Here is a 24,105-nt window from a genome sequence, read left to right on the forward strand (position 1 = left end):
TTTACATAAAAAAAGAAAAAAGGTATAGAGAAATAGGAAAAATATGAAGTTGGTGCTGTTATTTTGTGTGTACTAACAAGAATTTGACATAACATGTAGTGGAGATTCGATGAATGCGCTAACAATTTTCAGAAAAGTTAGTTATAATGAATGTAATAAAAATAAAGCAACCAAAAGACTACGTGCAGCGTCAGCGTTATGTACTGTAAAGGGGGACACCACATTGAAAGGAAAAAAATTTTTTGTCGCGAGCTTTTGTTTTACAATGCTGGTTGTTTTATTTGCGATTATGAGTGAGCCACCGATGCTCTTTCAGCAATTTCAAGATGAATTTTTCTTTGTGGCCGGAACGCTTCTTATGACGTCTGTGCTGCGTAAAACAACGGAATAATGAATACATAAACAGCTGTCGTAGCTGTTTTTTTGTTGCGTAAACAACGAGCGGTGCTAATGTCGATTTGACGTTAGCACCGCTCGTTGTTTTTATGATAATGTTGCATGTTATTCAAACGAATAGATCAACACGCTTGCTGTTTATTTTAAGTAGTAGCTTTGCACGTCTTGCTGCATCGCCTTCGTAATACCGAATTCTTCAAAGAAATACGTATCATAGCTATCGTACGTTTCTAAAATCGCTTGTAGCGAAGTACGTAAACATTCTTCATTTGCCTTTGCGATATATGTAAAGCCGTCCATATGACCGAATGTTGCTGCCCAATGGGTGTACCATTCTGGCTGCTGTAAGTCGATAATGGCGTTTGTTTGTAAATATTCATGCACAATTGTTTCTTCGTCAACGCCGAGCAGTAAATAAACGAGTGCTGTGCCGACGCCTGTGCGGTCTTTGCCAGCTGTGCAATGCTGAAGAAGTGGTACGTCCTTCGTTACGATACGATCCATTAATGCACGATACGCTGGATTTTTAAATGGGAGCTGACGATACGCTTGCAAAAAGTTTTCTTTTGTAAATAACGTGTCGCTTTGCTCATGTAGCTGCTCTAGTGATGGGTTCATTCGCAATGTCGATGTGAACGTTGCGCTAATGCGAATGTACTCAGCACCTTGAATTGAAGGGGTTGGGCTAACGATTGCTTCCTCTTCATCTCGATAATCAAGAATCGTTTTTAATTCGAGCTGATCCAATAGCTGCAAATCATGTTGTGTTGCGTGGCTAATTTCGCCACAGCGGTATAAGTGACGATAGCGTACAGTGCGTCCATCTTTCGTTTGCACCCCACCTATATCTCGAAAATTAAATACCGCCTCAAAAAGCTCTGGTGATTGAATCAAGATTTTCACTTCCTTCATGCCGTTGTCACCCTTAATTATCCTCTTTTTTATAAAAAATTTCCATATTATTTTTGTGACAAATTACTAGCTTTACGTAGCGATAACGAAAAATATCCTTGCTTTTTACAATTACGTTGCGCTTGTAAACACGAATTAGAATTTTCTTAATATTTACAACATTTATTTGCAATTTGAAACGGAATCTTTACATTGCATTTACAAAAGTCGTATAAGCGATTAATAAAAGGGCGTTATGATGAAAATACGTTAAAGGAAAGACAGACAAATTGTAAAGAAACGGTGGAGAAAAATGAAGGTTCTGAAAAAGACATGGTTAAGTGCAGCGATTGCAAGCAGCTTCGTCCTAGCAGCATGTAGCGACGGGCAACAAGCAGATCAAGCGACAAGTGGAGACGGTGAAACAATTGCCATTTCTGGTTCAACATCGGTCGGTCCGCTTGCTGAAAAGCTTGCAGCGAAATATGAAACAGACGTCAATGTCAATATTGAAGTAAACCAAATTGGTTCTTCTGCCGGCATTACAAATGCGATGAACGGGGTATCGGACATCGGCATGTCGTCGCGTGATTTAAAAGAAGAAGAAAAAGAAGCAGTCGAAGAAGTTGTCATTGCGTATGACGGCATCGTAGTCGTAACGCATCCGAGTAACTCAGTAAAGGACGTCACGATGGAGCAAGTGAAGCAAATTTTCACAGGCGAAATTACGAACTGGAAGCAGCTTGGCGGTGACGATTTAGAAATTGTCGTCGTATCGCGCGAGGACGGTTCAGGATCACGCGATGCATTCCAAGAAATCGTTGGCTACAGCTCAGGCGAACTCATTCGTAACGCCATTGTTGCAAGCGGAAACGGCAACATTAAAACGACCGTTGCGACGAACAAGCATGCAATTGGCTTCATTTCGTTTGAATATATTGATGAAACGATTGGCACATTAAATATTAACGGGGTCGCACCAACAGCAGACAACGTATTAAATAATTCTTACGCGCTAGCACGTCCATTTTTATTCGTGCATCAGGCGGGCTTACATGAAGCAGGCGAGCAGTTCATTGACTTCATTTTAAGCAGTGAAGGACAAGATATTGTTGAAGAGGCGGGCGCCATTCGTCTTGACTAATTAGGAGGATTTACAAGTGGACACAACACATACAGACATGACGAAAGCGAATAAACGAAAATACGCACTAGAGAAATTTTCATCGAAGCTATTTTTAGTGTGTGCGCTCCTTTCCGTCTTTAGTTTAGTGCTGATCGTCGGCTTCGTGTTTTATAAAGGCGCGACACCGTTCGTATCAGGTGAATATAGCTTTATTAACTTTTTATTCGCATCAGATTGGGTGCCGAGTGAAGATAAGTTCGGCATTTGGCCGATGATCGTCGCATCGCTATACGCAACGATTGGCGCACTCGTAATCGGCGTACCAGTTGGCTTATTTACAGCGATCTTCCTAGCAGAAATCGCACCGAAATCAGTTGCAAAAATTTTATCACCTGCCATTCAATTGCTTGCAGGTATTCCATCTGTATTATACGGGGTGTTCGGTTTAGCGATCATCGTACCGTTTTTACAAAACAATTTAGGGCTAGCGCGTGGGCAAAGCTTAATTGCGGTCATTATCGTATTAGCGATCATGATGTTACCGACGATCGTTACCGTATCAGAAACGGCTATTCGCGCTGTACCGAAAGCATATCGTGAAGGTTCACTTGCGCTCGGTGCATCACAAATTGGCACGATTTTTAAAGTGATCGTACCAGCAGCAAAATCAGGAATTTTAGCAGCAGTCGTACTCGGGCTCGGTCGTGCAATCGGTGAAACGATGGCCGTTATTTTAGTCGCAGGAAACGCGTTAATCGTACCGACGAGCTTAACGGATTCCGTACGTCCACTGACGACGAACATCGCACTTGAGATGGGTTACGCAGCAGGCACGCATCAAGAAATGCTGTTTGCAACAGGGATTGTATTATTCTCATTCATTTTAATTTTAAACTTCGTGTTATCGAAGCTATCAAAAGGTGGTCAATAATATGAGACAAGCAAAGGACGCCGTATTACGTGGATTATTGTGGGCATCAGCACTCGTATCCATCGGCGTATTACTACTCATCGTTGGGTTTATTTTTTATAAAGGTATTGGCTACATTAGCTTTGACTTCATTTTCGGTGACTACTCGCCAACAGGTGGCGGCGGTATTTTACCGATGATTGTTACAACGATTTACACAATTATCATTTCGTTAGTAATTGCGACACCACTTGGTATTTTAGCAGCAGTTTATTTACAAGAATACGCAAAGCAAGGTCGTTTAGTAAACATCATTCGCTTTGCAACAGAAAGTTTAACAGGTATTCCATCAATTATTTACGGTTTATTCGGGGCAGTGTTCTTCGTAGCAACGTTAAAGCTCGGCATGTCAATACTCGCTGCATCATTAACGTTAACGATCATCGTGTTACCCGTCATTATTCGTACGACGGAGGAAGCATTAAAAACTGTGCCACAAAGCTACCGTGAAGGCTCGCTCGCACTTGGGACGACGAAGCTACAGACGTTATATAAAGTCATTTTACCGAGCGCAATGCCAGGTATTTTATCAGGAATTATTTTATCAATCGGACGGATCGTCGGGGAATCAGCAGCGATTTTCTTAACAGCAGGAACAGTTGCCGCAATGCCAGATAGCATTTTCTCATCAGCACGTACGTTAACCGTTCATTCATATTTAGTGACGCAGGAGTCGGGGGACATCGGATTAGCAGCAGCAGTCGGCATCGTCTTAATCGTGTTAATTTTCTTTATTAACATGACAGCAACATTTATTTCGAAAAAGCTAAACAAAGCAGATTTTTAACATTTGGAGGGTTTCGTTATGACAACGATTTTACATGAAACAACGTACACACAAGCAGCACCGATCGCAATGGAGCGCGGGTATAAAGCAACGAAAATCAACGTAGACAAATTAAACTTATTTTACGGTGACAAGCAAGCACTATTTGACGTAAGCTTAAACATTCAGGAGAAGGAAGTAACGGCGCTAATTGGTCCTTCAGGCTGTGGGAAATCAACATTTTTACGTACGTTAAACCGCATGAATGACTTAATCGAAGGTGTACGTGTTTCAGGTGATATTACCGTTGATGGCGAAAATATTTACACGTCTCAAGATGTCATTAAGCTGCGCACGAAAGTTGGCATGGTGTTCCAAAAGCCAAATTTATTCCCAATGAGCATTTACGATAACGTCGCGTACGGTCCTCGCATGCAAGGGATTAAAAATAAAAAGGTGCTAGACGCATTAGTAGAGGAAAGTTTACGCGGTGCGGCAATTTGGGATGAAGTAAAAGACCGTCTTAAAACGTCAGCGCTCGGTCTTTCAGGTGGTCAGCAGCAGCGTGTTTGTATCGCACGTGCCATCGCAATGAAACCAGACGTTATTTTAATGGATGAGCCGACGTCAGCGCTTGACCCAATTTCAACGTTAAAGGTTGAAGAATTAATTAGCGAGCTGAAAAAAGATTATACGATCGTGATTGTGACACACAACATGCAGCAAGCAGCACGCATTTCAGATAAAACAGCGTTCTTCTTAAACGGTGAAGTCATTGAGTACGATGAAACGGACGTCATTTTCCAAACACCAAACGATTCACGTACAGAAGATTACATTACAGGACGCTTCGGTTAATATATGCGCGAGAAGTCAATGCGGCTTCTCGCGTTTTTTGTCGTTTGCGCAATGTTTGTAACGACGCCGAATATGGGAATAGATATGTAATACGAGGTGTATTGATTCGTTCACATCATCTAAATGAAGACTCATACACACGTGACTGAACAGAAGTAGGGGGGCATTACAATGACAAGGTTGTATGAGCAAATTATTATTGCTGTAGATCACTCGAGTGAAGCGTCATATGCATTTCAAACAGCATTAGGTATCGCAAGTCGCAACATTGGTTCGACGTTACACATTGTACACGTAATGGATTCATCCGTACTATCGCCATTAAATAGCGGTATGGAAACGACTACATTAGAGCGAGTGCAGCGTGAGGCAGATGAGCTGCTTGCGCGTTTTGAACGACAGGCAGAAGATTACGGTTTGCAGTTTGTGCGTACTGTTGCAGAAATTGGTTCACCGAAAAACTTTATCGTGAAAGAGTATGCAAAGGAAATACAGGCAGATTTAATTATTTGTGGTGCAACAGGTAAGTCTGGTTTACAGCGCATGTTCGTCGGCTCGGTGTCAGAAGCAATTGTGCGCTCAGCGACGTGTGATGTACTCGTCATTCGTACGCCAGAGCATTTGTGGGAAACATAAAGAAAAAAGTGCAACGACGCGTTTAAATCGTTGCACTTTTTCTTTGTTATATAACAGCTTCGATATGCAATTTAAAAAGAAAAAAATATCGTACTGTAACAACAGCTATAACATGTGATAAACTAGTAGTACAAAGGGAAAATAACGCGAGTACATCGTCGTATTGGATGGAAGGGAGCAGTTTGTATGAATCAAGCATTTTGTGTAAGTGATATTCATGGGTGTTACGATGAGTTTGTTGCACTACTAAAGCATTGGGACGTAGACAACGAGCAATTAATTTTAATGGGAGACTACATTGACCGCGGTACGAAATCAAAAGAGGTCATGGCACATATACAACAACTTTGTCATACATATAAAGAGCAAGTAATTGTGTTAAAGGGGAATCATGATGCGATGCTCGGAGAATTTGTCGAAGATCCGCGTGGCACGTTAGCGGAGCGTTTTTTACGTAACGGTGGTCAGCAAACGCTCGCATCGTTTATCGGTGAGCGAGTAGCGCATCTTAGTCGGGAGGAGCAGGCGAACTACATGGAGACTCATTACGAGCAGGAGCTGGCGTTTTTACAAAGCTTGCCGCTCTATTACGAATGGGGCAACGTGCTGTTTACACATGCGGGCTTCCAGTCAAAATATACGACGTGGCAAGAAAGCACCGAGGAGCATTTTTTATGGATTCGTCAGCACTACGGTAAGGAAAATGGCTCAGGGCTACGCAATGTGTTTGGGCATACGCCGACCGCCCGCATCCGAAGCGAGGAAGAAAAGCACGGGAGTCACGAAGAGCACCACGGCATTTGGATTTCAAACGATGGCAAATACATCGGCATTGACGGTGGTTGCGTATTCGGCGGGCAATTAAACGGGCTGCGCATTAAAAAAGACGGGCGCATCGTAGGCATTATACAAGAGGCAAAGCAATGAACGAAGCAATAACACAGTACTGGGCGCAATTTTTACAGCAGCACCCACATGCAGAGCTATATGAAGCATTTTCGTTTGCGCATACGAAGGAGCTTGCCGATGAATTAGGCAGCTACGTCGTTAATGGTACGAAAACCGCGACGCGCTCAGCGAAAGTGCTGTACGACAAATTAGGCGATCCACTTCCGCAAGTTGGCATGTATTCAATCGTTTTAAATGGTGACGAGCAGCCAATCGCAATTATCGAGACAACGGAAGTGACAATTGTGCCGATGAATGAAGTGAGTGAGGCGTTTGCCGTTGCAGAAGGTGAAGGCACGTACGACGATTGGTGGCGCGGGCATGTTGCTTATTTTAGTGAAACATTGCCGCAGCACGGAGAAGCATTTTCAGACGATATGTTGCTCGTATGTGAGCGCTTTCAACGCGTGAAATAACGAAAAAGGCTTGCTGGAACGGAATTGTTCGAGCAAGCCTTTTGTCGTTTAAAAATGATAATCGTCTTCGCAAATAATCATTTCCTTCGGGTCGTACGGTTCAATGTGGACGAATGCCAAGGCATGTTCATCAATTGTACGAATGTACGCTTCGATTTCTTCTGTAATTTCGTGGGAGCGGCGCACATTTAAGTTTGGATTGACCGCAACCGTTACGTCTAGCAGCATTAAGCTTCCGTGCTGGCGACCGCGCACATCACGCACTTCCCGCACTTGCGGAATGTGTGCTGCTTCGACTTTGACGCGTTCTAAAATGTCGTGATCAAAGCCGTCTGTCAGTAAATGAATCGCTTCCTTTAAAATTTCGTACGCTGTTTTTAAAATGATGATGCCGACGATGAACGCTGTAATTGTATCGATAATCGGTAAGCCGACGATCGCTGCTGTAATGCCGACCGCTGTTGCGATGCTAACGAGCGCATCAGAGCGATTGTCATACGCTGCTGCTTTCACCGCTGTACTTTTAATTTTTTCAGCTAGCTGTAAATTGTAGCGATATACTGCATACATGACAACAGCACTAAATAATGATACCCAAATTGTTAACGTATCTGGGTTGCCGTGCGTCGTCGTAAATAAGCTTTTCACCGCAGTTAATAACACTTCAATGCCGACGTAAATCATAACGAATGACGCGATGAGTGACGCAATCGTTTCAGCGCGTAAATGTCCATATTGATGGTCATCATCTGGTGGCCGCTGCGAAATGCGCAGTCCGACAAGCACCGCAATCGAGGCGATAATGTCGGTTAAGTTGTTTAGACCGTCTGCACGTAACGCCTGTGAGTCACCGATATAGCCAAACGCAAGCTTCAATGTACTTAAAAAAATGTAGGCGATAATCGATAAGTACGCCCCTTTTTCACCAGCACGTAAATTTGTATATGTATCCACAATGTTTCCCCCTTGCAACTCTTCTGAAAACACGAAAGAGGCTGTTCGCAATCTCTTTTTGCGAACAACCTCTTCATATGAGCTTCCATTATACCATAGTTATGTTAGCTACGTTGTTATATTTTACGTATTTTAATACGTTTTTCCGTCTAAAAATGAGCCGTCACGATAGCTACGAAACGCTTGCTGAATTTCCTCTGTTGTATTCATAACGAACGGACCTTGTGCAACAATCGGCTCTTTGATCGGCTCACCGCTAAAGATGACGAAGCGCGTATTAGACGTTGCGTGAACCGTCACGTGCTGTTCGTCGTCGCTGCGGTCAAGGTGAATGAAGTCGTACGCACGCGCTGTTTCGCCGTCAATTGTAAACTCGCCGTCTAACACGTACACGTATGAATTGTACGTCGCTGGAATCGTAAACGTATGCGCCGCGTCTGCTTGTAGCTCGACGTTGCCGTAAAAGAACGGCGTAAGAAGCGTCAGCGGTGAGGAAACGCCATCAATTGTTCCTGCTAAGACGTCGATATGCCCATTTTTAAGCGCCACACGCGGAACGTTTGCTTTCGGTAAATCTTCATAATACCCGTCTACTTTTTTATGCTCGCTCGATAAGTTCACCCATAGCTGTAATACGCGTACGTCCTCATTAGCGTCTGGATTTTCGTTATGAATAATGCCACGTCCTGCCGTCATCATTTGGAAGTCACCTACGTGTAAACGACCGCCGCCACCTGTTTTCGAATCGTAATGTGTTAAGCTGCCGTCAAGTACGTATGTCACCGTTTGAATGCCTTTATGCGGGTGATCGGCAAATGTGTTATGAGCGAAGCGGTCGTCAGCTAAAATGATGAACGGATCGTTGTCATATAAATCGTCTGTTTGTAATGCGTAATGTAAATGGCGACCGTCGCCTGCTTGTAGTGGAATTTGTTTTATTCTCATCATCGTCACTCCTCGTTTGTTGTTGACTTCAGTATAGAACGAAAAAATTTGGTAAACAATGGACAGAGTGCGCGCTTTGTTGCTTAAACGACAGTTTTGTATAATTGTTGTAAAGAGGAGGTGCGGCCAATGGATCCACGTACAATTCGAACGAGACAGCTCATTGTTGATAGCTTTCATATATTAATTCGCACGACCGATTTTTCACACATTTCAGTGAAGATGATTACCGAAACAGCACACATTAACCGCGCGACGTTTTATGCGCATTTTGTCGATAAATACGAGCTGCTAGACACGGTGCTACAGCAGTTAGTTGAGGAGCAGCTTGCCGAGGCGACGAGCGAAACGGTAGGGGAGCAGTTAATAATCGAGCTGTTTACAGGCATTGCGAACGTGCATGACGCGATGCATAGCAGTTGCCGAAAAGGCTACGATTCATTTGCGAGCATGATTGAGGAAGTCGCTAAAAATGAAACGAAAGCATTGCTTGCACGCGTTTTACCAGCAAGCAGCGAGCGCGAGAGACAAATGATCAGCTGGGCGATTTACGGAGCATTTTCACAATGGCAGCACACGCATAGCGAAACGGTAGAGCAAGCCGCCGCTGCAACGGCTACATTGCTCGAGCCGATGCTTGGCGCAATAAAATAATCGTCAACACTTCATTTGCGTGATATAATGGATTCTTATGTATAACGGAGGTGTAACGATGGGTAAACGATGGACGTTAAAGGAAATTAAAGAATTCGTCGAAAAAAATTCAGACAGTGAATTATTAACGACAGAATACCGTGGCTTCTCACAAAAGCTTGAGTTCAAATGCGCTTGTGGCAACACATTTGAAAAGCCATGGAAGAAATTTAAAGAAAATCATCAGCGTAAATGTGAAGTGTGTCAACCACCAAAAGCATCTCGCTAATATATATACAAGGTGATTGAAATTTAGAATGTGAACGAGGCTCGAAACAAGAGGCGGACTCTTGCGGGAAAAGCGTGAGCGTGACACGAAAGGCTCGAGCCACGCCCGCGGAAAGCCTGCCTCGATGTGGAGAGCCGACGAACAAAACGCTAAAATACATTCACCGTCTATATAGAACGAAAAAAAGGCGAATTTTGATGACGTAGCGTGTGAAGCGGCGACTTCTAGGGGGAACAGAACGTGCCGAGAGACTTGCATTTGTAAGGCTCGAGCCGCTCCCTGAGGAAGGCGTCCGCGTGACGAAGCGTAGTCGGAAAGCAACAAAGCGTTATCGGGAAATTGTATTTTCCTGATAACGCTTTGTTTTGTTCTATTTTTTTTCATCGTTACGGTCGTTTTTAATCAAGCAAATGTTTAAACTGTGTAAGCCCGTACTGCTCAGCGATGTCATACCATTCGTTTGAGGCAGTGGCGTCCGTTTTTGCATATAGGCGAGACAATAAATACGCCGCATGCATTTTTTCAAATTGCAGTCCGTGCAAAAATGCATGCTCGAGTAAAAACGTCGCTTGCTCCATGTTAAATGGTGCGCCGTGTAGCAACGTCCATTTGCCGTAAATTAAGCAAGATGGAATCGATTCGTGCGATGTATTTTCGCTAATGACTGCGTGCATTTTTTGGACGATTTGGTGTTGAAGTGCGTGCGGCATCGAAGCGGCAACATCAGCTAAATGCATCGCCGCATCGTCATCGCCAAGTGAGTATGCGTCCTTTAAGTATTCATAGCTCGTAAACATATGTGGTGCGACACCTTGCCCTTTTTGATACATTTTCCCGAGCATCGACAGCGCAAAAACGTGCTGCTGTGTTGCAAGCTCGTGTAAAAGTGGTAATAGCAGCTCATATTGCTCGTCGTTGTAAAGCTTTAGCAGTTGCTGAATGTTACAAAATTGTGCTTTTGTGCTACGTGGTTCGTGCTGCAAATCGAGAAAGCGCTGCTCAATTTGTGCAAATTGCGATGTTTGAATCGCATCGTCGTAATAAACAGCAAATAGTGAGAAGCATTGCTCGGCGATCGTCATGTTTTGTAGAGGCTCGTGTAAAAAGAAATGCAAGCCGTATTCAAGGTCAGTCGCAAATGTACGGCGCGCGCAAAGTGACGCAAGCAGTTCATTTTGGCATGTCGTATCGTTCATATTGTATTGTAAAATCCAATCGAACGTTCGGTCAGGTGTTTGCTGAGCTTGCAGCTGCGCAAACGTCGTATCGAGCCAAGCGCACACAAAAAGACTTTGGGCAAGCTCTGTGCGTTCTGTCGCCAGCGCAACTTGTCCAAGGGCAATTTTGTAATCAATGCGCTCATGCAGCAGCTGTGAGCGATTGTGAAGCGTCGTTAAAATATCGATATAGAGCGGTAATGGCAAGCTATTATACAATGTAATAGCGTCGCTTGAAGCGTGTGGATACAATAAATCATCAAACAGTGCACGACATTCCTCGCGCGCATCATATGGCGTGTCGAGCTGCGCAAATAGCTGCTGTTCAATGTCGTGCTGCATGTGCTGGGCAATGTACAGGTGATCGGCTTTATTTTGCGTATATACTGTATACAAAAACGGCATACAGTGTGCGAGTGTCCAGCGCTCTAAGCGGAGTTTCGTTACTTCCTCATCGATGAATAATCGTCGTTGTTCACACATCGCAGCGTATGCTTGACATGTAACGAGCATATGTGGCAAATTCACACTAAAATTCCCCTTTCAAATAAAAAAATGTTACTTTATATTGTAAAACATTGTGAAACAATTCACCAACATTAACCAGTGTTTTTGAAAAAATAAATGAATTGCGACTATTATGTTTGCTATTGACACGTCTAAATCGATAAAAAACATCATTTGAAACAATTTCGTTTCAAATGATGTTTACTCAAATTGTTTATAAAAGCTGTAATAAATATTCACCGAAAAAGCCGTATCCTAAAAAGAGCGCCGTTAAGCCTGTATGTATAAGCCCTTCCCAAATGCGACTTCCCATTAATGCGTCGACAGCAAAAATCGCTGTCATAATACTAATTGCGAGCATCGCTAATGTGAAAAATAGCACATTGAACGTCATGTACGCTGCGACACCGAAAGCTAAAAATACGATAAAGCAAAATAATGTACTGTTTCGAACCATCTTTTTCATTCCCTTAATAGACTATTCAAATTGTAACATGCGTTGTTACCGAAAAAAAGTAAGGAAATATTTTTTCTTACAACTTAATTATAATCGAAAAAGTGCTCGTTGCGGCAAAAAGCTATTGTGCGTCCGTTCGTTTGTCGATAAACTTGAGACGAACAAGTTGGAAGGAGTTTTTTAAATGATTGGAATTGGAGCAATTTTAGGTTTTCTTGCAGTTGCGCTTGGTGCATTCGGAGCACATGCGTTAAAGGGGAAATTCGCAGAGGAGCGCTACGAAAAAACGTGGGAAACGGGCACGCAATATCATATGTATCATGCATTAGCGCTCGTAGCAGTTGGCATTTTAAGCAATGATGCATTATTAGGCGCTAGCACAGAGCTGTCATGGGCAGCATATTGCTTTATCGCAGGCATCGTATTTTTCTCAGGTAGCTTATACGTGTTATCTGTCACGGGTATTAAAAAGCTTGGTGCGATTACGCCAATTGGTGGGGTATTCTTTTTAGCGGGCTGGGTATTACTTGTGATTGGAAGCATTTAATAAAACGGTAACACCATTTGGAACATATATGTTTCGGGTGGTGTTTTTTTCATGTTTACATGAAATGATCATTTATTACGCATACATCGTATATTTTTTCGTGCAATTTTTGTTAAAACAACTGATAATAGCAATGTAGGAGGAATTGAAATGAAAAATATACAATGGCCAAAGCCGTATGTCGCGCGTATTTGTACGAGCATTGTTCTGACATTACTTGCTTTAACGATGGCATCAAGCATTGAAACGATTTTACAGACGGGCATTTCGCTGCACCGTTATTTAATGAGATGGGTAACATTCGCAGTGCTTGGTATGTCTGCATATGCTGTTTTTTTATGTTGGCGCGCAAGCACGATTGATGTTTTATATACATTTAGAAAGGTCATGCCGCTCGTCCTCGGATTGTTTCCTATTTCCGTGTTTATTTTCCAGTTCGTTCTTTGGTGGGTGTGGGCGCTGTAGTGATGTAAACATAGCATATTACATAAGCGTAAAAATACACGAGGATGCGCAAGGAATTTCGCTAAACGATGCACATGATGTGTTACAATAAACGTAAATAAATAATGTGATGATGTACGATCACATGTGTTAGTACGTCATTTGTAGATAGTGAGATTCATGTTTTTCATTGTCTAAATTGAATGTGTAGCGAATCGCAATACGCGCCCAGCTAAATGACACGTTTGATGTTATATAAAAAGACGCACATGTATAAATACGTCTAAAGGAATTGCAGCCAAAAAGTAGTTCAACGTTGTGTATATAGACTGTATTGAAATGTATAATGCGAACGACGAAATAAGAAGCGGACGCCAGCAAGAAAAGCGTGAGCGTAATACGAAAAGCTAGCGACACGCCCGCTAAACAGTTTACGTTGATGTGAAGAGTCGACTAACAAATACATTCACCATCTATATATAAAAGTTACACATAAAGTAATGGAACAAATGTGCTGAATGGTTGCACGTAATTAGGGAGTGGAAAGTATGAAAAAATTTTGGTTTAACACATTAGCGATGACACTAGCTGTCACGATGACAGTATGCTCTGTGACGCCTGCAAGTGCAGGATTTTCAGACGTTTTACCAGCAAACTCGCATCATGCAGCAATTGAAGCATTACAGAAGCAAGGAATTATTCAAGGATTTGAAGATGGCACATATCGTCCAGGTGTCATCGTGACACGTGGACAAGCGGTGAAAACGTTAGTGAAATTAATGGAGTTGGATACGAACGACGTGGAAAATCCGAACTTTTCTGATGTACCGGTTGGGCATGCGTATTACAAGGAAATTGCAGCACTTGAAAATGCGCAAATTATTAACGGCTTTACAGATGGCTCATTTAGATCAGGACGCGGTGTGACACGTGAGCAAATGGCGCGTATGCTCGCAAAAGCTTTTGCGTTAAGCTATCAAAATACGCCACTTCCATTTTCTGATGTTATCGTTGACTCAGAGGCACAGCCATATATCGGTGCATTATATGAACATAAAATTACAATCGGTAAAGACGGCATTTTTGATTTATATAGCCCTGTTACACGCGGACAATTTGCGACGTTCATTCACCGTGCGCAACAAGTGATGGAAAAGCGTGTCGTAAAACGTTTACGCCCGTCAGACTTTAACGTAACATTCCTAGATGGCTACGTTTTCGGTCCAGATGATCCAGTAGCAATATTGCACCGTTCAGGCGACGATTTAGTTGTGGAAGGTTTAAGTGAAGGGAAGTCGACGTTAACAATTTCAGCATATCGTGAAACGGATGAATATATCGAATACGTATTCTCGCAAAATTACGAAATTACTGTAACAGAAACGAATGGCAAGCTTGAAATGACGATTGAAGAGGATGAATCGATTTCACCGGCGAGCATTATTTTTGATGTAATGGACATCGGCTTCATTCCAAGTGACGTGACGATTGAGTCAATTTCAGGTGAGGCGTTAGACGAATCGTTATATGAGTTTACGTATTACGAAGATAGCGAGCTATTTGAATTAACGATGTATGATGTAGGACAATACATTGTAACGTTTAAAAATGATGCAGGTGTAACGAAGCGTGCGGGGCTTGTAAGTGAGTTTGGTGAGGTCGAGTTAGTGATGTATCACGCGTACGAGCAAAGTGAAGCGGCCATTTCGTTCCGAGATTTAGGCTTTAAACCGACAAAAGTAGAGTACGAGCAGTTTACAGGTGCGCTATTTGACGAGCATGTTGTCAATTGGGAAATTGGTGCAAGTAGCTTCAACATTTTCCACGCCGCTGTTGGGGATGCGATGTTTGCCTTTAAGTTGTTTGGTGATAACAACGAGGTTGTCTTTATCCAAGGGCTATCACATCAAGTAGCAGGCTTAACTTCGATTGAATACGTCATCGTATCCGAGGAAGAAATGGAAACGGGTATTTTCTAAGTTGCATACATGAAAAAGGCGAGAGCTATGCAGCAATAGCTCTTGCCTTTTGTTCGTTATGTGCCTGTCATAAACGTAACGAGTGCGACGAGTACGATAAATAAAAAGCCCATAAATAGAGCAGCTGGAATTAATAACGTCATAATGCTTTGTGCGTAAGAGAAACGGTGTGCCTCGGCAACTGTTCCGACCGTAATATAAAAAGCCCAAATGGCACTAATCCCCGCGACAAGCTGTGACACATTCGCTGCAAGTGACGATGTGCTCATTAAAAAGCCATTTACATCGACAATGAGCCACGCGATCATAAATGGAATCGGTAGCAACATCGGAATATGCCCGACGACGATGCTTTGAAATACGTTTTTTAGTGAACCAGTACCTTTAAATAGCTTACCGACCCATGTCGTAATAATTGCCGCGCACGTTAAAAATAACAGCAGTGCAAGCGGAATGACGACGATGTAGACGATGAGAAACTGCGTGAGCGAAAGCGGCTCAAACGTTTGTGCCATTTGTGCTTTAAAGTGATAGCTCGTCAGCGACACACCGAGTAATGTTGCTAAAAAAAGTAAAATCGTAAAGAGCATATTTTTTGACTCAATGACGTAACGTGTCGTCATTTTCGGGTGGATCCAAGCGCTTGTGAATAAGTTCATCAACGTTCAACTCCTTCCTTAACATCAAATTGGTTGAGTAGTTCTTACTATGTAATCATTTGCAAACAATTAACTAATCAACACATTCATGCTTATATAGACGGTCATTAAGACGTATGACGAGAATACGTTCTTGCCAATTAACTAGCTAACGAACACGCTTTATATTCACCGTCTATATATATTAGTTATCACCAATTCAAACATTACAAACACAAAAAGTACAAACAAAATGAAAAAAAGATTTTTTTTACAAAAAATACCCGATAAATAGGTCTTAAATATTGTTTTTTGGGAATATTGTAGATAGAAGTACTGATACATCCGATATACTCTTATAAAACGTTTAATAAAGGGGCTACAACATATGAAGCTAAATGAATTAGTCTCGATTCATGATGAGCATTTTGATACGATTGTCCAATCATTAGAGCAAATAGTGCAGGCGATGCAATCCAATACATACGTGCGTACGACAACGAAGTCGTTACAGCAATTACTATCTGACATTCAACGCAACCCAATCGTGTTAGTCGTCGGAAAAGAAGGTGTCGGTAAAACATCCGTCATTAATGCGTATTTACGCGCACCTGTACTATGCAGTAGAGAGCAAGATCGTACGAAGGTGCATACGCTCGTGCAGTATGGTAAGGAGCAACATATTGAAGCGGCATTTATGGACGGTGTGGATGCGATATTTGAGTTATCGAAGCTAGAGCTGTTGACGGTGGCTGATCGATTTGCTGCGAATTTACTGCGAGAGCAAATGGAAATTTTAAGCGTGTCGGTTGATAATCCATACGTCGAGCCAATTTCGTTTATTGATGCACGCGCGTTTGATGTGACGTCAACGTCTAATTATTACATTTCAGAGGCGATTATGCAGCGGCTCGATGATGTGTTTTACGTTATCCGTGCCGATCAGCAAGTGAGCGATGAGGAAATTGCGTGGCTACAGCTATTAAATGAGCGCTTCCACATTAAGCCGGTATGCATCGTCAACTTTAGCGATAAGCCGCACGAAAATCATGAAAACATTGCGCCGTATGTGCGAGATATGCGCTATGTAAATGCAAAGCAACTATTACAAATTGCAGACCGTGCGCCAAATGATGCACAGTTTGCACCGTTAGACGAAGCGGTAGCAGAGGTCGTCCAAAAGAGCACATTGCGCAGCCAAAAGTTCGCACGCCGTCTGTTTCGCTGGTTAGAGCGCTTTACGTTGGAAATTGAGTCGTTATTGGAGCGTGAGCCGTTAAAGCTAGCAGCCGAATTTGCGCATACGAATGTCGAGGAGCAGCAGCAAATCCAAAAGCGCAATCAGGCGATTTTGGAGGAATACGAGCTAGAATACGAAAGCTACAGCAGCCTGCTAGAGCCGATTCAAACGTTATTCCAATTTGTGCGCTTAATTGAAACACGCGACTATTTATTAACGCCAGATACGATCGTATTTACGCGATTAGCGAGCGATTACCAGCAAGTGCTGCGCGAATATCGTCAAAAATATAGCGAATATCAGGAGCTTATGAAAAAGCTACAGCAGCACACGGAAACGAGACAAAAAGGCGGCTTTTTACTCATTCGCAAATTATTTAAAGAAGGAACAGAAAATGTATTTGACGTATCCAAGGCAATTAATCAACTAAATTTACAGCGCAGCTTACTCGATTTAATTTATGAGCGCATTCGCACAATTGAAACGCAGCTGCTTGAGAGCTTCCCGCGCATTCATCGCATTATCGAATCGTTTGTCCAGCAGCGTGCCAATAGCGCATTGCAAAAAATTCAACATTTTAAAAACTCACAGCAGCGTGATATGCGCACGTTTATGTTTGCAACGCGTAAGCTAAACGAATTTGACGGTGTACGAGAAGCACAGCAGCTCGTATCGATGCTTATTGCGGATTTAGTGCTACAAGATAGCTTTACTGATGCACAGCGCGAAATGCTTCAAAATTGGTATCAACGCATCGTCGCGGTTGAAATTTTACAAAATAACGATACGCTACAGGCGAACGTACTAGAAGATTTAGAAATTGACAAAGCGTATGCACCGTTCCAAAAGTTAAACTTATCAATCGATATGCTACGTTCGGATTATCCAGACGTACCAACAATTATGAAACTAGAAGATGTAAAATCAGAATCATAATAAAAAGAGGTGTGTTACGGTCATATAGACTGTAGCGCACCTCTTTTGCTGTTAACGCACCGTATTCGATTTGAACGTATGCGATGGGTAATACATATTTTTTACGATAATGTTTGAACCTAAGCATTTCACCGCAGGGCAGTGGCAGTTAATGCTGTTTGAAATGCGCGATTGTAGCCACTCATCATAAATGTTCACAAGTGAGTTGTTTAAAATGCTGTTCATTGCTGCACCGTCATCTGAGAAGTCTGATACAGACACTTCACCAGTGAAAATATTTAAGTTCATGCGCGAGCGTCCGTCTACGTCGTTACGCACCGTCACATTGTTTGCTGCATCGATGCGGTCGAGTAACGCAATGTCTTGAGCGTGCATACTACAGCGGTAAAACGGCAGCGTGCCAAACAGCATCCATACATGTTCATCGCGAATGTCGAGCAAATGATTGACAGCGTCGCGGTATTCATCTAAATTGATAACCTCTAAGCTTTCAGCAAAATCAGATGCGTACATCGGATGAATTTCGTGGCGTTTGCACTTCATTTCATGCGCAACTTCGTGGTGAATTTGCTGTAAGTACGGCAGCGTATTGCGGTTGAGCATCGTTTCGGCTGACACGAACACGCCAGCGTCACTGAGCGTGCGTGCATTGTCAAAAATATTGCGGTATAGTTTGCTGCGATAATCGACAGACGGTAATTTTTCCATCATGCTAAATCCGACGTCAACAAACTCTTGCTCGTCTTTCCAGTTGTGCGAAATGTGCATGACGTCTAAATAAGGAATGACGAGCTCATAATGTTCCATCGGTAGCGTTAAGTTTGAGTTGATTTGCGTTTTTAAGCCGCGCTCCTTTGCGTATTGAATGAGCGGCAAAATATTTTTCTTAATGCCGTTTTTCGTCAGCAACGGCTCGCCACCAGTAAATGACACGGTGCGCAGCGTTTCGATTTGATCGAGCTGGCGAATGATATCGTCCATCGGCAAAGCGGTCGCTTCCTTTGTCGTTAACGTATAGCCGACTGCACAGTGGGCACAGCGCATATTACATAATGTAGTTGTTGTAAATTCAATGTTCGATAACGTTAATTTGCCGTATCGGTTTAAATCGTGATACGGTTCCCATTCATCATATCGTTTAATAATCGTGTTCATACAAAAACTCCTTTTCTGCTTACCAATTTTCCCACACATCGAGTTATTTATAAAGGGGCAATGACAAAAAAGCAGCTCTTTTTGCATAATGGTTCACATTGATGTGAAAACGGGAATACGTATGAATGAGCGGCATGAAGCGATGACATCACACGGGAATGTCATTTTGAATAATTATTTAATTTCATGTATAATCAAATTGTAGAAAATGGAATGTGACACGTATTGGGGGTTTAACAACATGGATACAATGGAACTGTTAACGAAGCTGCAACAAACAGAAGTGCGCTATGAACCGATTTATAGTGCTGATGCGCATGTTGTAGAAGGTTATGAAATAAGTGGCGTGCTAGAAGAAGCGGATATTCCTGCATTTTTATGCGATGAGGATGTGCCGATTGAGTATCGTATCGAGCTACAACAGCTCGTCATGGAAAAAGCGTTGCAGCAGTTTAAGGATGAGCGTCTATCAGTGGATTTATACATTCCGATCAATCCAAATTTATTTATGGTCGATTTTGGAGAAAGCTATTTTGCAATAATCCAAAAATATGTAAGCGAGGAGCGACTGCATCATATTGTACTGATGATGGCGGAGCATGACTATTGCGAAGATATTGAGCAACTGCATCACGCTGTACGATATTTAAAGACGTACGGGGTGAAGCTATGCTTATGCAACATTAGCTCTGAAACACATTTAGATTACGTGCTATTACTGAAGCCGCATATATTAAAAATTGATGTGACGATGCTCGATTACAATTCATGGGGAGCAAACAACGATTTATTTATGACGATTAGCGCACTCGCACTACGCATCGGCTCTTCACTGCTGTTTCACAACATTGAAACGATCTATCATATGCAATCGGCGTGGAAAAATGGTGGACGCTACTATAGCGGACGTTATTTAACGAAACCTGCTGCGACGTTTGTTGAGGCGAGTAATTTACAGCAGCGCTTACATGATGAGAGTGTTCGTTTTATTCAAGCGGAGAAGAAGCTGTTGAAGCAACGTTTTGAAGCGATGCGCAAGCTGCAGCAAGAGCTAACGAGCATCGTGGAGCGCTGTCAGCCAAAAGCGGACGACGAACAATCGTTGCTAAAGCTTGCACAGGCATTAACCGATTATTCATTCCGTCTTTATATGACCGATGAGGACGGCTTCCAAGTATCGCCAAACATTATGCGTTACAAGGAAGAATGGCTCGTGCTTGAAAATGCGAAACATAAAAACTGGAGCTGGCGGCCGTATTTTCTTATGAATATTATTAAGCTTCGCCATGGCAAAACAGGTGAGCTCTCGAGTGTGTATCGTGACATTGAGACAGGGGATATGACACGTACATTTTCAATTGAGCTACCGAGTCATCATTATTTATTCGTCGATATTACGTACGATTACTTATACGAGCATAAAATAACACAATAAATACAAGTCTGTTGATACGCCATTTATATACAGTGAAATCGGCTGTTTTTAGCAGCAACTTGGAAATAAATGCGGCATGTTAATGGCAGTAAGCGTGCGGCGAGACTCCTTAGGGAACAGCTTGTGCCTCATGTTCGCCGCCGAGCCCGAGGAATTGATCTGCCTCGAATAGCCGCTAGAGGCAAAGTGAGCTGCAATACGCTTCTGCCAATGGATTAAATAATTAACACGCTTGCACTAAATATGAAGCTATGCACGAGAGGTTCCGGCCTTTTTTGTATAGCTTTTTCAATACGTTCGACAGTTCCTTATGCACAATATCAATAATTTTCTCAAGATAAAATAGTGAAAAAGATAGTTTGGTTAGCCATTAATAGTTCTTTTTTACTTATTTTGTTTCGATTGAAATGTTTGAATGACACGTCACCGGGTAATCTATTAAATAACTTGAACAGAAAGAACGGTAGGGAGTGACAAGATGGGGAAATTTTTATTTTCATCAATTCGGAAGCAGTTATTATTCGTTTTTAGTTTAATTGTAGGCATTATGATTATATCGTACGGCTACATGTTTGTGATAAATAATCAAATGGAAAAGGAAGCGAATGAGCTAGCGACAACTGAGCTAGAGCTGTTGTTAATCAATGAGGAAATGTACCGAATTTTCTCGCAGCTTTACATGGCATCGAGCAGCTACGTCATTACTGCAAACGAGCAATATGTCACGCAGTTTACACAATCAACTACAAATATAGAGGCAAAACTTGATCAATTGAATGCTTTTGGGAAAAACGCAGAGCGCGATGCATTAATTAATGAAGGCAGTGAATGGATTGCATCGGTACAGCAAAATGTATTCCCGCTTGTGAGTAGCATGGACCAAGATGCGGCAATTTCGGCGTATGAGTCGCTGAAACCCCAAATTGAGGAAGTGCTAGAAGGGTATTACGCATTAAACGAGATGCGTGCGAGTAACATTAGTGTGCTAGCTGGAGATTTATACGACAAAGCGCGTTCGAATGAGCTAACGATTGTTATAGCGGCAGTGATCGTTATTGCATTTGCAACGATCGTCGGCATATTAACAGCAAATACGTATTCAAATGAGCTGCGTCGTGTGACAAATTATATGAAGGAGCTAGCAACTGGAGATTTACGCCAGAAACCATTGGAAACGACACGTAATGATGAATTTGCGACGCTTACACAATCGGTAAATGAAATGACATTTAAAACGAAATATGTCGTTAGTTCAATTGATGACGTCGTGCAGCAAGTAGCCATTAATAGCGAGCAGCTTTCGCGTTCATCAGAGGACGTACAGTCAGGAATGGATCAAGCCGCGGTGACGATGCAACAGCTAGCGGCAGGATCAGAGCAGCAAGCGCAAGCAACAACAGGTGTGGCAAACTCGATGGAAATATTTAAAGAAAACATTAAGGACATTGTGAACACAGGTGACGTGCTAGAGCAAGAGTCTGATGTTGTCGCAAGCTTAACGCTCGAAGGAAAGTCACTGATGACGACGTCGCTTACGAAAATGCAGTCAATTAATGACGTCATGCACGAGGCCGTACAAAAAGTAGAAGGTTTAAACAATCAATCAAATGAAATTACGAAGCTCGTATCGGTCATTGACGATATTGCGAATCAAACGAATTTACTTGCACTTAACGCAGCAATCGAAGCGGCGCGTGCAGGGGAGCATGGTAAAGGATTTGCCATTGTAGCGGATGAAGTACGAAAGTTAGCCGAGCAAGTGTCTTCATCAGTAATGGACATTTCATTTATCGTATCACGTATTCAAGCAGATACAGAGGATGTGACGAACTCGCTACAAGAAGGCTATAGTGAGGTGCAAAGTGGCTCTGAGCAGCTAACTGAAACAGGACATCGCTTTGATGATATTTCGGTTGCCGTTGCTCAAATGAACATTGAAATTCAGCAAATGTCACGTCGATTAAATGAAATTCACGCATCGTCACAAGATGTATCGACATCGATTACAGAAATTGCGACAGTATGTGAGGAGTCTTCGGCTAGTTCCGAGCAGATGACGGCGACGGTAGAGGAGGTTGCTGCAACGATGCATCAAGTCGCAACGAACGCATTAAACTTATCTCATATGTCAGAAAGCTTAAAGAGCAAAGTGGAAGCATTTAAAATTTAACGCAGTGCAAATAAAAAATGGTCGAAAAAAGCGAATGCTTCTTTCGACCATTTTTTATGTTCATCACCGTAAACTAACGTTGATACAAAAAAGTATATATATAGACGGTGAATGTATTTTAGCATTTTGTTCGTCGGCTCTCCACATCGAGGCAGGCTTTCCGCGGGCGTGGCTGAGCCTCGTTCACATTCTAAATTTCAATCACCTTGTATATAGTTTGAATGGTGACGAGCTATTTTTAATATTATTCGCCAGCTGGAGGTACGAATGTGCGGTTAGCAAGCTCTGCATCAAGCATGAACATCGCGTTAGAATCGTTTTCAATGCGTTTAATTTTACTAATTAACGTATCAAATGACGCCTCTTCCTCTACTTGCTCATCGATGAACCATTTTAAAAATGCCATCGTGGCGTGTTCGCGCTCATCTAACGCCACGTCCGCTAAATGGTAAATGCGGCGTGTTACTTCTTTTTCGTGGTGTAGTGCTGTTTCAAATACGTTTAAAATAGATGAAAACTCATTGCCAGGGTTTTCAAATCCTGTAATTGTCGCACGGTAGCCCATATCGCTTAAATAGTTATAAAATTTCATTGCGTGGAAGCGTTCTTCTTCTGCTTGTACTAAAAAGAAGTTTGCAAATCCGTCATATGATTCGTCTGTGCAGTGTGCCGCCATCGCTAAATAAGCGTGTGCTGAGAAAAATTCAAAATTCATTTGATCGTTTAATGCTTTGTGTAATTGTGCTGATAACATACGAAGGCCCCCTAAAAATAGATGTCTTTATTACAAATTAAGTGTACACTTATTAGCTACAAAGCGCAAAAAAACGTCTTTATCGATTTGCCGTCGTATAGTTTGGGAAGGAAATGACACTAGCTAAGCTACGTAGTGCCGGCTCATCGGTAATTTTATAATGTCGCCCTTCTTTTGTGAGTATGCCTTTTTCACAAAACGATGCAAATGTATGTAATAAATGGCGATACGACACCCCTAAATAATCGCACACCTCTGTATGACGCTCCTGGTACACATATTCTTGTGCTGCAAGCAAAATGAAATGCGCTAGTCTGTTTTCAAGTGGAAACGCGTGCTGCATCGACGCTTTAAAGCCCATTGCGACCGCCTTATCGCCTAAATATTTTGCGAGCTGTCGCAAAAATGCGGTGTTTTGTAAGCAATGCGCACGATAATAATGCAGTGGAAACGCAACACAATAAACGGGCGTAGCTGTCTGGACCCCTTTTGATATGTATGATTCGTTCAATAGCTCGATTTCACCGATGAACGCGCCAGCTTCCAAAAAATTTAATAGTGAAGTTTTACCATTTTCATGCGTCAAATAAATTTTGCATCGACCTTGTAAAATAAAGAAAAAGGAAGAAATTTTGGAGCCTTCTTCAACAATGTATTCACCGCGTTCGTAATAATGCACCGTCGCATGTGTCAGCGGAAGCTCTAGCTGATGAATGTATGCATTATTAGCAAGCAATTGTGCGCGAATGGTCGGGTGAACAGTTTCCATATAATCCCCTCTTTCGTGCAAATAGAATA

25 protein-coding genes are annotated in these 24,105 nt (G+C 42.3%); 16 read left to right on the forward strand and 9 right to left on the reverse strand.

Going from position 1 to position 24,105, the window contains the following annotated elements; all coding sequences use genetic code 11:
- Positions 1 to 223: 223 nt before the first annotated feature.
- Positions 224 to 391 (forward strand): hypothetical protein, encoded by a 168-nt coding sequence (locus tag A6K76_RS16795; protein ID WP_169818012.1) that lies wholly within the window; start codon positions 224 to 226, stop codon positions 389 to 391.
- A 143-nt stretch (positions 392 to 534) separates the two neighbouring features.
- Here A6K76_RS16795 and A6K76_RS10710 read toward each other — a convergent pair whose 3' ends face one another.
- Positions 535 to 1,308: a tyrosine-protein phosphatase gene (locus tag A6K76_RS10710; protein ID WP_083995398.1), complete on the reverse strand. Its 774-nt coding sequence runs from the start codon at positions 1,306 to 1,308 to the stop codon at positions 535 to 537.
- 292 nt (positions 1,309 to 1,600) lie between these two features.
- Between A6K76_RS10710 and A6K76_RS10715 the strand changes: the two genes are divergently transcribed.
- The 7 genes from A6K76_RS10715 to A6K76_RS10745 all read left to right on the forward strand — a co-directional run bounded on the left by A6K76_RS10715 (position 1,601) and on the right by A6K76_RS10745 (position 7,007).
- Positions 1,601 to 2,431, forward strand: coding sequence for a phosphate ABC transporter substrate-binding protein (locus tag A6K76_RS10715; RefSeq protein WP_066464901.1), 831 nt, complete (start codon positions 1,601 to 1,603; stop codon positions 2,429 to 2,431).
- A gap of 16 nt (positions 2,432 to 2,447) precedes the next feature.
- Positions 2,448 to 3,344 (forward strand): phosphate ABC transporter permease subunit PstC, encoded by an 897-nt coding sequence (gene pstC / locus A6K76_RS10720; protein ID WP_066464903.1) that lies wholly within the window; start codon positions 2,448 to 2,450, stop codon positions 3,342 to 3,344.
- Between the two features lies 1 nt (position 3,345).
- Positions 3,346 to 4,170 carry a phosphate ABC transporter permease PstA gene (gene pstA, locus A6K76_RS10725; RefSeq protein ID WP_066464905.1) on the forward strand — a complete coding sequence of 275 codons (825 nt, stop codon included), beginning with the start codon at positions 3,346 to 3,348 and terminating at the stop codon, positions 4,168 to 4,170.
- Positions 4,171 to 4,239: 69 nt separating this feature from the next.
- Positions 4,240 to 5,007, forward strand: coding sequence for a phosphate ABC transporter ATP-binding protein PstB (gene pstB, locus A6K76_RS10730; protein WP_066464985.1), 768 nt, complete (start codon positions 4,240 to 4,242; stop codon positions 5,005 to 5,007).
- A gap of 171 nt (positions 5,008 to 5,178) precedes the next feature.
- Complete coding sequence (locus A6K76_RS10735) at positions 5,179 to 5,643, forward strand: universal stress protein (protein ID WP_066464906.1); 465 nt, start codon at positions 5,179 to 5,181, stop codon at positions 5,641 to 5,643.
- Positions 5,644 to 5,829: 186 nt separating this feature from the next.
- Entirely contained in the window at positions 5,830 to 6,570 is a 741-nt protein-coding gene (locus A6K76_RS10740) for a metallophosphoesterase family protein (RefSeq protein ID WP_066464907.1), read from the forward strand.
- Positions 6,567 to 7,007 carry an ASCH domain-containing protein gene (locus tag A6K76_RS10745; protein ID WP_066464908.1) on the forward strand — a complete coding sequence of 147 codons (441 nt, stop codon included), beginning with the start codon at positions 6,567 to 6,569 and terminating at the stop codon, positions 7,005 to 7,007. Before A6K76_RS10740 ends, A6K76_RS10745 begins: the two co-directional genes overlap by 4 nt.
- 48 nt (positions 7,008 to 7,055) lie before the next feature.
- Here the strand turns inward: A6K76_RS10745 and A6K76_RS10750 are convergent, their stop codons facing one another.
- Together A6K76_RS10750 and A6K76_RS10755 are read right to left on the reverse strand one after the other, a co-directional pair.
- Positions 7,056 to 7,961: a cation diffusion facilitator family transporter gene (locus tag A6K76_RS10750; protein WP_066464909.1), complete on the reverse strand. Its 906-nt coding sequence runs from the start codon at positions 7,959 to 7,961 to the stop codon at positions 7,056 to 7,058.
- Between the two features lie 132 nt (positions 7,962 to 8,093).
- On the reverse strand, positions 8,094 to 8,906 hold the full coding sequence (locus A6K76_RS10755) for a pirin family protein (RefSeq protein ID WP_245671980.1): 813 nt from the start codon (positions 8,904 to 8,906) through the stop codon (positions 8,094 to 8,096).
- A 129-nt stretch (positions 8,907 to 9,035) separates the two neighbouring features.
- On the opposite strand from A6K76_RS10755, the gene A6K76_RS10760 reads away from it, so the two are divergent.
- Together A6K76_RS10760 and A6K76_RS10765 are read left to right on the forward strand one after the other, a co-directional pair.
- Entirely contained in the window at positions 9,036 to 9,560 is a 525-nt protein-coding gene (locus tag A6K76_RS10760; RefSeq protein ID WP_066464914.1) for a TetR family transcriptional regulator, read from the forward strand.
- Positions 9,561 to 9,618: 58 nt separating this feature from the next.
- Complete coding sequence (locus tag A6K76_RS10765) at positions 9,619 to 9,828, forward strand: hypothetical protein (RefSeq protein ID WP_066464916.1); 210 nt, start codon at positions 9,619 to 9,621, stop codon at positions 9,826 to 9,828.
- 398 nt (positions 9,829 to 10,226) lie between these two features.
- Here A6K76_RS10765 and A6K76_RS10770 read toward each other — a convergent pair whose 3' ends face one another.
- Complete coding sequence (locus A6K76_RS10770; protein WP_066464918.1) at positions 10,227 to 11,573, reverse strand: SEL1-like repeat protein; 1,347 nt, start codon at positions 11,571 to 11,573, stop codon at positions 10,227 to 10,229.
- Positions 11,574 to 11,766: 193 nt separating this feature from the next.
- The gene (locus tag A6K76_RS10775) at positions 11,767 to 12,009 is read right to left on the reverse strand and encodes a hypothetical protein (protein WP_066464919.1); all 243 of its coding nucleotides are present in this window, start codon (positions 12,007 to 12,009) and stop codon (positions 11,767 to 11,769) included.
- Between the two features lie 184 nt (positions 12,010 to 12,193).
- On the opposite strand from A6K76_RS10775, the gene A6K76_RS10780 reads away from it, so the two are divergent.
- The 3 genes from A6K76_RS10780 to A6K76_RS10790 all read left to right on the forward strand — a co-directional run bounded on the left by A6K76_RS10780 (position 12,194) and on the right by A6K76_RS10790 (position 14,979).
- Entirely contained in the window at positions 12,194 to 12,556 is a 363-nt protein-coding gene (locus A6K76_RS10780) for a DUF423 domain-containing protein (RefSeq protein WP_066464920.1), read from the forward strand.
- Between the two features lie 150 nt (positions 12,557 to 12,706).
- Positions 12,707 to 13,021: a hypothetical protein gene (locus A6K76_RS10785; protein WP_066464921.1), complete on the forward strand. Its 315-nt coding sequence runs from the start codon at positions 12,707 to 12,709 to the stop codon at positions 13,019 to 13,021.
- A 527-nt stretch (positions 13,022 to 13,548) separates the two neighbouring features.
- Positions 13,549 to 14,979: an S-layer homology domain-containing protein gene (locus A6K76_RS10790; protein ID WP_066464923.1), complete on the forward strand. Its 1,431-nt coding sequence runs from the start codon at positions 13,549 to 13,551 to the stop codon at positions 14,977 to 14,979.
- A 56-nt stretch (positions 14,980 to 15,035) separates the two neighbouring features.
- Here the strand turns inward: A6K76_RS10790 and A6K76_RS10795 are convergent, their stop codons facing one another.
- Positions 15,036 to 15,638: a Yip1 family protein gene (locus tag A6K76_RS10795; RefSeq protein WP_066464924.1), complete on the reverse strand. Its 603-nt coding sequence runs from the start codon at positions 15,636 to 15,638 to the stop codon at positions 15,036 to 15,038.
- A 367-nt stretch (positions 15,639 to 16,005) separates the two neighbouring features.
- On the opposite strand from A6K76_RS10795, the gene A6K76_RS10800 reads away from it, so the two are divergent.
- Positions 16,006 to 17,793: a dynamin family protein gene (locus A6K76_RS10800; protein ID WP_066464927.1), complete on the forward strand. Its 1,788-nt coding sequence runs from the start codon at positions 16,006 to 16,008 to the stop codon at positions 17,791 to 17,793.
- Positions 17,794 to 17,844: 51 nt separating this feature from the next.
- On the opposite strand, the gene yfkAB is transcribed toward A6K76_RS10800, so the two are convergent.
- On the reverse strand, positions 17,845 to 18,948 hold the full coding sequence (gene yfkAB, locus A6K76_RS10805) for a radical SAM/CxCxxxxC motif protein YfkAB (RefSeq protein ID WP_066464932.1): 1,104 nt from the start codon (positions 18,946 to 18,948) through the stop codon (positions 17,845 to 17,847).
- Between the two features lie 241 nt (positions 18,949 to 19,189).
- Here yfkAB and A6K76_RS10810 point away from each other — a divergent pair, with 241 nt between their 5' ends.
- Complete coding sequence (locus tag A6K76_RS10810) at positions 19,190 to 20,383, forward strand: EAL-associated domain-containing protein (RefSeq protein ID WP_066464934.1); 1,194 nt, start codon at positions 19,190 to 19,192, stop codon at positions 20,381 to 20,383.
- Between the two features lie 478 nt (positions 20,384 to 20,861).
- Positions 20,862 to 22,553, forward strand: a complete 1,692-nt coding sequence (locus A6K76_RS10815) for a methyl-accepting chemotaxis protein (RefSeq protein ID WP_066464936.1) — start codon at positions 20,862 to 20,864, stop codon at positions 22,551 to 22,553.
- Between the two features lie 244 nt (positions 22,554 to 22,797).
- Here A6K76_RS10815 and A6K76_RS10820 read toward each other — a convergent pair whose 3' ends face one another.
- Together A6K76_RS10820 and yeiL are read right to left on the reverse strand one after the other, a co-directional pair.
- Complete coding sequence (locus tag A6K76_RS10820; protein WP_066464938.1) at positions 22,798 to 23,307, reverse strand: ferritin; 510 nt, start codon at positions 23,305 to 23,307, stop codon at positions 22,798 to 22,800.
- A gap of 79 nt (positions 23,308 to 23,386) precedes the next feature.
- A complete protein-coding gene (gene yeiL, locus A6K76_RS10825) occupies positions 23,387 to 24,076 on the reverse strand; it encodes a transcriptional regulator YeiL (RefSeq protein ID WP_066464948.1) in 690 nt (229 codons plus the stop codon).
- Positions 24,077 to 24,105 lie beyond the last annotated feature (29 nt).

This window comes from Caryophanon latum (assembly GCF_001700325.1).
Classification (GTDB): domain Bacteria; phylum Bacillota; class Bacilli; order Bacillales_A; family Planococcaceae; genus Caryophanon; species Caryophanon latum.

Coding starts and splice junctions, on each gene's coding strand:
- A6K76_RS10800 (WP_066464927.1), top strand. CDS start 16,006: ATGAAGCTAAATGAATTAGTCTCGATTCATGATGAGCATTTTGATACG.
- A6K76_RS10735 (WP_066464906.1), top strand. CDS start 5,179: ATGACAAGGTTGTATGAGCAAATTATTATTGCTGTAGATCACTCGAGT.
- A6K76_RS10745 (WP_066464908.1), top strand. CDS start 6,567: ATGAACGAAGCAATAACACAGTACTGGGCGCAATTTTTACAGCAGCAC.
- A6K76_RS10790 (WP_066464923.1), top strand. CDS start 13,549: ATGAAAAAATTTTGGTTTAACACATTAGCGATGACACTAGCTGTCACG.
- A6K76_RS10755 (WP_245671980.1), bottom strand. CDS start 8,906: ATGAGAATAAAACAAATTCCACTACAAGCAGGCGACGGTCGCCATTTA.
- yeiL (WP_066464948.1), bottom strand. CDS start 24,076: ATGGAAACTGTTCACCCGACCATTCGCGCACAATTGCTTGCTAATAAT.
- yfkAB (WP_066464932.1), bottom strand. CDS start 18,948: ATGAACACGATTATTAAACGATATGATGAATGGGAACCGTATCACGAT.
- A6K76_RS10780 (WP_066464920.1), top strand. CDS start 12,194: ATGATTGGAATTGGAGCAATTTTAGGTTTTCTTGCAGTTGCGCTTGGT.
- A6K76_RS10820 (WP_066464938.1), bottom strand. CDS start 23,307: ATGTTATCAGCACAATTACACAAAGCATTAAACGATCAAATGAATTTT.
- A6K76_RS10710 (WP_083995398.1), bottom strand. CDS start 1,308: ATGAAGGAAGTGAAAATCTTGATTCAATCACCAGAGCTTTTTGAGGCG.
- A6K76_RS10810 (WP_066464934.1), top strand. CDS start 19,190: ATGGATACAATGGAACTGTTAACGAAGCTGCAACAAACAGAAGTGCGC.
- A6K76_RS10785 (WP_066464921.1), top strand. CDS start 12,707: ATGAAAAATATACAATGGCCAAAGCCGTATGTCGCGCGTATTTGTACG.
- A6K76_RS10815 (WP_066464936.1), top strand. CDS start 20,862: ATGGGGAAATTTTTATTTTCATCAATTCGGAAGCAGTTATTATTCGTT.
- A6K76_RS10715 (WP_066464901.1), top strand. CDS start 1,601: ATGAAGGTTCTGAAAAAGACATGGTTAAGTGCAGCGATTGCAAGCAGC.
- pstA (WP_066464905.1), top strand. CDS start 3,346: ATGAGACAAGCAAAGGACGCCGTATTACGTGGATTATTGTGGGCATCA.
- A6K76_RS10765 (WP_066464916.1), top strand. CDS start 9,619: ATGGGTAAACGATGGACGTTAAAGGAAATTAAAGAATTCGTCGAAAAA.
- A6K76_RS10775 (WP_066464919.1), bottom strand. CDS start 12,009: ATGGTTCGAAACAGTACATTATTTTGCTTTATCGTATTTTTAGCTTTC.
- A6K76_RS10740 (WP_066464907.1), top strand. CDS start 5,830: ATGAATCAAGCATTTTGTGTAAGTGATATTCATGGGTGTTACGATGAG.
- A6K76_RS10795 (WP_066464924.1), bottom strand. CDS start 15,638: ATGAACTTATTCACAAGCGCTTGGATCCACCCGAAAATGACGACACGT.
- pstB (WP_066464985.1), top strand. CDS start 4,240: ATGGAGCGCGGGTATAAAGCAACGAAAATCAACGTAGACAAATTAAAC.
- A6K76_RS10760 (WP_066464914.1), top strand. CDS start 9,036: ATGGATCCACGTACAATTCGAACGAGACAGCTCATTGTTGATAGCTTT.